The following is a 4,773-nucleotide window of genomic DNA, read 5'->3' on the forward strand; positions in this document are numbered from 1 at the left end:
GTGAGGGGGACTGGCTTTTGCACCGTTATGACCGGTTGAACACGGCTTTTACCCCCAGAGGATTAATCAAGTGGCAATATGTCAAAGCCGAATGCAAGGCTTTTGAACAAGGACACCTTTGCACCATTACAAATCTTTATGATGATACGGTCAAGCAGGTGGGACTCAAACTTCAAGTCCCTGTAAACTGGTTTGATGACCAGGGAAGACAAATCGCCTCAAAAACGGATAGCCTTATCATTACACAGCTTGAATCACTGGATTCCAAAACTGTATTCATCCGGCCATAAACCGGTTTTGTCCTGACAGTTCTCTTAAAAGAGATCTTATTTCTTAAGCTGGATGATCTTTTCCTGTTTTACTGACATGATGGATATTTTAAGCTTGCCGTCTTTGAGCATGGTTAAGTGAACCTTGTCACCGACTCTGGTTTCTTTAATGCCGAATTTGGACAATTTAGGAACATCCATAACCGTACCAAAAATTGTCTGCCCGACTTCCATGGTTTTTAAATCGCCGGACGGATGAATGCCGCTTTGGCTATAAAAATCCTCGTAGCCGGCAGTAACCATTGCGATTGGCGCTGCCTGAAGAAGACCGGGTGCAATCAAAAAGATCAAAAATAAAACCGATAATAATTTTTTCATGTTGTGCCTCCGTTAAAAATTTGGATCTAAAACCACAAGAACCAATTACCAGGTGTCCTGTGCGGCCTTTTGTTCAGGGGTTTAAGGGTTTAAAAATTTTTGTAAAGTAACCATGCCCTGAAAAAAGGATTTGTAAATTTATATTCATTGCCGCTTTTAAAAATAATCCGTAATTTGATCAACCTTGCTAAAGCTTTCAGTACAGATGCTGATGAAGGGATGCCTATGTTCATGAGAAATCGTGATGAAGTCAATTCTTTTCCCCCATATCCGGCAATCCCGATCAAACATATAAATTGCTGCTCAGAAATTGTTTCAATATCAGCTTCATAGACCTTGGATTCTCTGGCAAATATTAATTCCAATGCTTTTGGTATATTATCCTGCTCAATTGAGTCTCCAGTGCTGGTTATTGTCCAGAGGGCTGAACAAAATTGTTGAATATCGCCGGCTATATCCCCTGCTATCTCGAAAATACGGTCAAGTATATCCTCTTTAATGGTCCTGCCCCCATTCTTAAACCGTTTTATGATGTAGTCCTTAAACGCTGTCTCAGTCAGCGGACCAACAGCAACTAAAACAGCTGATTTGAAAAAAGGGCTGTCAGAATCAATAAATATTTCATCCATTTTGTTACGAAGGCTTCCGGCAAAGATATATGTAATATCGGACTGGAACTGAATTTTACTTCTCATCATCGCCAGGGTCTCATCTGCATCCTTGATGTTCAATACATCCTGGAATTCATCAAAAATGACTAGAACAGGTTTTTTGGCTGTCTTAATGGCAGAAATTAAATCCAGAACGGTTTCAATGTCATCAGGAGTCATCTTCACCGTGGCATCCAGGGAAACCGATGGAAGTCCGGTTATAGGATCAATCGAAAAAGAAGGTCGCAGATAGGAAAAGGTCTTAAATATTTTTGAAAAAACCCCACTCTCCTTTTGCTCCATGGAAATAATGGCCTTTACAATACGTTTTGCAAGAATATCCGATGATTTTACCCCGAACAGATCCACATAAATTACTCGGAATTTTTTAAGGCGGCAGCAGGCTTCATAAATAAGCGATGTTTTTCCTATACGCCTTTCTCCCTGGACATACATATTTTGTCCCTGATTGATATAAGTCATCACGGTTTGTAGTAATTCAGGGCGGGGGCAAAAATCACTGCCGCTTACAACTTGTCCAAACTTAAATGGATCCACACCGCACCTCGCTTATCATAGTGTAACTTATCAATCAATAACTTACCGATTAGTAACTTACCGATTGGCACTCTGCTGTATAATAAATCACCTTTGAAAAAAATTCAAGAAAAAATCGCCTTTGCACACCTTTCATTTCTTAAGCTGGATAAGCTTTTCCTGCTTCACTGACATGATGGATATTTTAAGCCTGCCGTCTTTGAGCAGGGTTAAGTGAACCTTGTCACCGACTCTGGTTTCTTTAATGCCGAATTTGGACAGTTTGGCTGCATCCATAACCGTACCAAAAGTCGTCTGCCCAACTTCCATGGTTCTTAAATCGCCCGACGACTGTATGCCGCTTTGGCTATAAAAATCCTCGCAACCGGCAGTAACCATTGGGATTGGCGCTGCCTGAAGAAAGCTTGGTGTAATCAAAGAGATAAAAAACAAAACCGATAATAATTTTTTCATCTTGCATTCTCCATTAAAATTTAATTTGTATGTTGTTATTGGTCCGGCTGTTTAATCCGGCAAATCAAAAGCTTTATTTCTTTGTCCTTATTTTATACTGACACCAAAAAATTTAGTTTGTTTAAAAATAATTAAAATAAATCTTATTATTTTTTATAGGCAATTTTATTTAAATACTATACTTATGTAAAGGTGAGTTTTATAAAAAAAAATATTTTAAAAAATCTGCCTGAAAAATCCGCCTGTCCGGCTTTAGATCTTGTTGTTGTTATGCCCGTATATAACGAGGAGAAAATTCTCTCCCGGGTTATCCGCCAATGGCAGGATGTTTTAAATCAGGCCGGGATAAATTATGATTTTGTTATCGTCAATGACGGATCAAAGGATCGGACAGGCTTGATTCTAAAACAACTGAAGAACCAGGCACCCAAAGCATTTACTATCTTAAGCCAGGTCAATTTCGGCCATGGCCATGCCATCCGAAAAGGGTATGAAAAAGCAGTTCAACTCAATCCTGCCTGGGTATTGCAAATTGACTCGGATGGACAATGCCGGCCGGATTATTTTCCCGGGTTCTGGAGTCTTCGAAAACATCAAACCTGTATCTTTGGCAACCGGGTTGTTAGAAAGGACGGAAGGTTGCGGTTTATCATGTCACGAATCTGCTCTCTTGTTATTTTTGTGTTTTCAGGGCTATGGATAAAGGATGCCAATGTTCCCTTTCGCCTGATGCCCTGCAATGTTTTAAACACGGCATTAAAAAAAATCCCACCTGATATTGAACTGCAGAACATAGCGCTCAGTATTTTTATTCGCAAATACATGGGGACTATTTGCCTGGACATCCCCATTGTATTCCAAAACCGGCAGGAGGCAGGAAGAGGTCTAAAGTTTTTGCAGATCCTGCGTTCAGGCTGCTGCGGGATGATACAAATTTTTTTATCCTTAAAAAAGGAATTAAGGCATGATTCATGACACAGGCGTTATTCTTGCCTGGTGGCTTATGATATTTGTCATCTCTTTTCCCTTTATCCCTGCGTATTATATAAGTCATTATGTGGAAAATAACTAATGTTTGCGATTATTTTTGTTGGAGTACCTGCTGCAATCACATCTATATCAGATATTATATTTGCATTTATTTTTAAAATGCCTATATCTTCATTATCGTAATATATTAGATGATCGCCAGAGTTATTAGGATAGATAAGTTTTTCTGGTTCATAATCTGCTGTTAGGGACAAACCACCAAATATTCCAAAAATTAATGCAATTATTATAAATAATTGTTTATAATCAATTTCTTTCGGTTTCGATTTATTGCTAGGTTGTTTAGTATTATTATTGTTCTTCTTTTTCATATATCTCCCCTTTAAATTTACCTTTATTAACTTAAGTAAAAATAACGTGTTTAATAAACCAACTATTAAAATCAAAATTGCTTGAAAATATTCTGTAATTAAAATACACCAGATAAAAAATGAAACAAATAATATTATTGTAAAAGGTAAAAAAATAACTTTAAAAATTTTTCTACCAATAATTTTAATTTTCTTTTCAGACCTATTTAAATTAACTAAAAGATAGAATCTCTCATTTTCTAAATGTGGTTCAAAATGATGAATCCAATAATGTAAAAAAATCCCCCAAAATTCAAAAATTAAAAAAACTAAGATAGGAGTAAGATATGTTATACCTAAAAATTCTAATATATTCGGAAAATAGTTATAAGATAGTAACCAACCTATTAAAGTAAGAAATCCTAATCCAATCAAATGCAAACATGCTATTGATATTATTGTTACTAAAGTTTTTACTTTTGCATCAGTATCATGTGATAAAAAAGTTGAAAAGAATAATATTAGTGGGTAAATAGTAAACATGATAAGAAATAATGCTGCAATTTTCCAAATTGCATTTACACTTGTATTAAGATAGATATTTATTCCTAATATTAAAGTGGCAAATGAGATAGTAACAATAACATTTTCAATTGAGTGTAAATTATGTAGTTGAGTGAGTTTTTCAATTTTGTTATCAATTTTTTCTAAATCATTTTTTTTTATCATTTTGATCCTTTGAAATAGTTACAATTTCATTTATAAACTCATTATTTTTTTTATAATTCCATTTAATTCTTCAGGTATACATTTTGAATTAACCATTTTTTTTGCTGAAATTTCACTCAGAGCAGGTTTTCCAGGAAAAACAAAAGCATCTCCTTTTTTTCTATAAAAATCATTGATAATCTTTACTGTTCTTTTATTTTTCGTTCTTTCCTCAGATATATGTTCTTCTGTTATATTTAATCCTGGGCTTAGATCATTTAAAGAATTAGCTAAAATATTTGATGGGATATAATCTTCAAATTCTCCTTTTTTAAAAATATGATATTCGCCCTCATCTAACAAATTACTTTTTGTTAAATCTTTAACAACATCTTTTTTATCATTATCAAACAAGAC

The 4,773-nt window shown here is 35.1% G+C and carries 7 protein-coding genes; 2 read left to right on the forward strand and 5 right to left on the reverse strand.

Annotation, left to right across the window (positions count from 1 at the left end; genetic code table 11):
• A partial coding sequence (locus K8S13_RS24550) for a hypothetical protein (RefSeq protein WP_291466360.1) occupies positions 1 to 290 on the forward strand: 290 nt, incomplete at its 5' end.
• A gap of 36 nt (positions 291 to 326) precedes the next feature.
• Here K8S13_RS24550 and K8S13_RS24555 read toward each other — a convergent pair.
• The 3 genes from K8S13_RS24555 to K8S13_RS24565 form a co-directional block, all read right to left on the reverse strand.
• Positions 327 to 647: a hypothetical protein gene (locus K8S13_RS24555; protein ID WP_291466361.1), complete on the reverse strand. Its 321-nt coding sequence runs from the start codon at positions 645 to 647 to the stop codon at positions 327 to 329.
• A gap of 89 nt (positions 648 to 736) precedes the next feature.
• On the reverse strand, positions 737 to 1,855 hold the full coding sequence (locus tag K8S13_RS24560) for an ATP-binding protein (RefSeq protein ID WP_291466362.1): 1,119 nt from the start codon (positions 1,853 to 1,855) through the stop codon (positions 737 to 739).
• A gap of 132 nt (positions 1,856 to 1,987) precedes the next feature.
• The gene (locus K8S13_RS24565; RefSeq protein ID WP_291466363.1) at positions 1,988 to 2,308 is read right to left on the reverse strand and encodes a hypothetical protein; all 321 of its coding nucleotides are present in this window, start codon (positions 2,306 to 2,308) and stop codon (positions 1,988 to 1,990) included.
• Between the two features lie 192 nt (positions 2,309 to 2,500).
• Between K8S13_RS24565 and K8S13_RS24570 the strand changes: the two genes are divergently transcribed.
• Complete coding sequence (locus K8S13_RS24570; RefSeq protein WP_291466364.1) at positions 2,501 to 3,283, forward strand: glycosyltransferase family 2 protein; 783 nt, start codon at positions 2,501 to 2,503, stop codon at positions 3,281 to 3,283.
• A gap of 53 nt (positions 3,284 to 3,336) precedes the next feature.
• On the opposite strand, the gene K8S13_RS24575 is transcribed toward K8S13_RS24570, so the two are convergent.
• Entirely contained in the window at positions 3,337 to 4,377 is a 1,041-nt protein-coding gene (locus tag K8S13_RS24575; RefSeq protein WP_291466365.1) for a hypothetical protein, read from the reverse strand.
• A gap of 30 nt (positions 4,378 to 4,407) precedes the next feature.
• The coding region (locus K8S13_RS24580; protein WP_291466366.1) for a hypothetical protein at positions 4,408 to 4,773 on the reverse strand (366 nt) is incomplete at its 5' end.

The sequence above is a fragment of the Desulfobacula sp. genome, assembly GCF_021107415.1.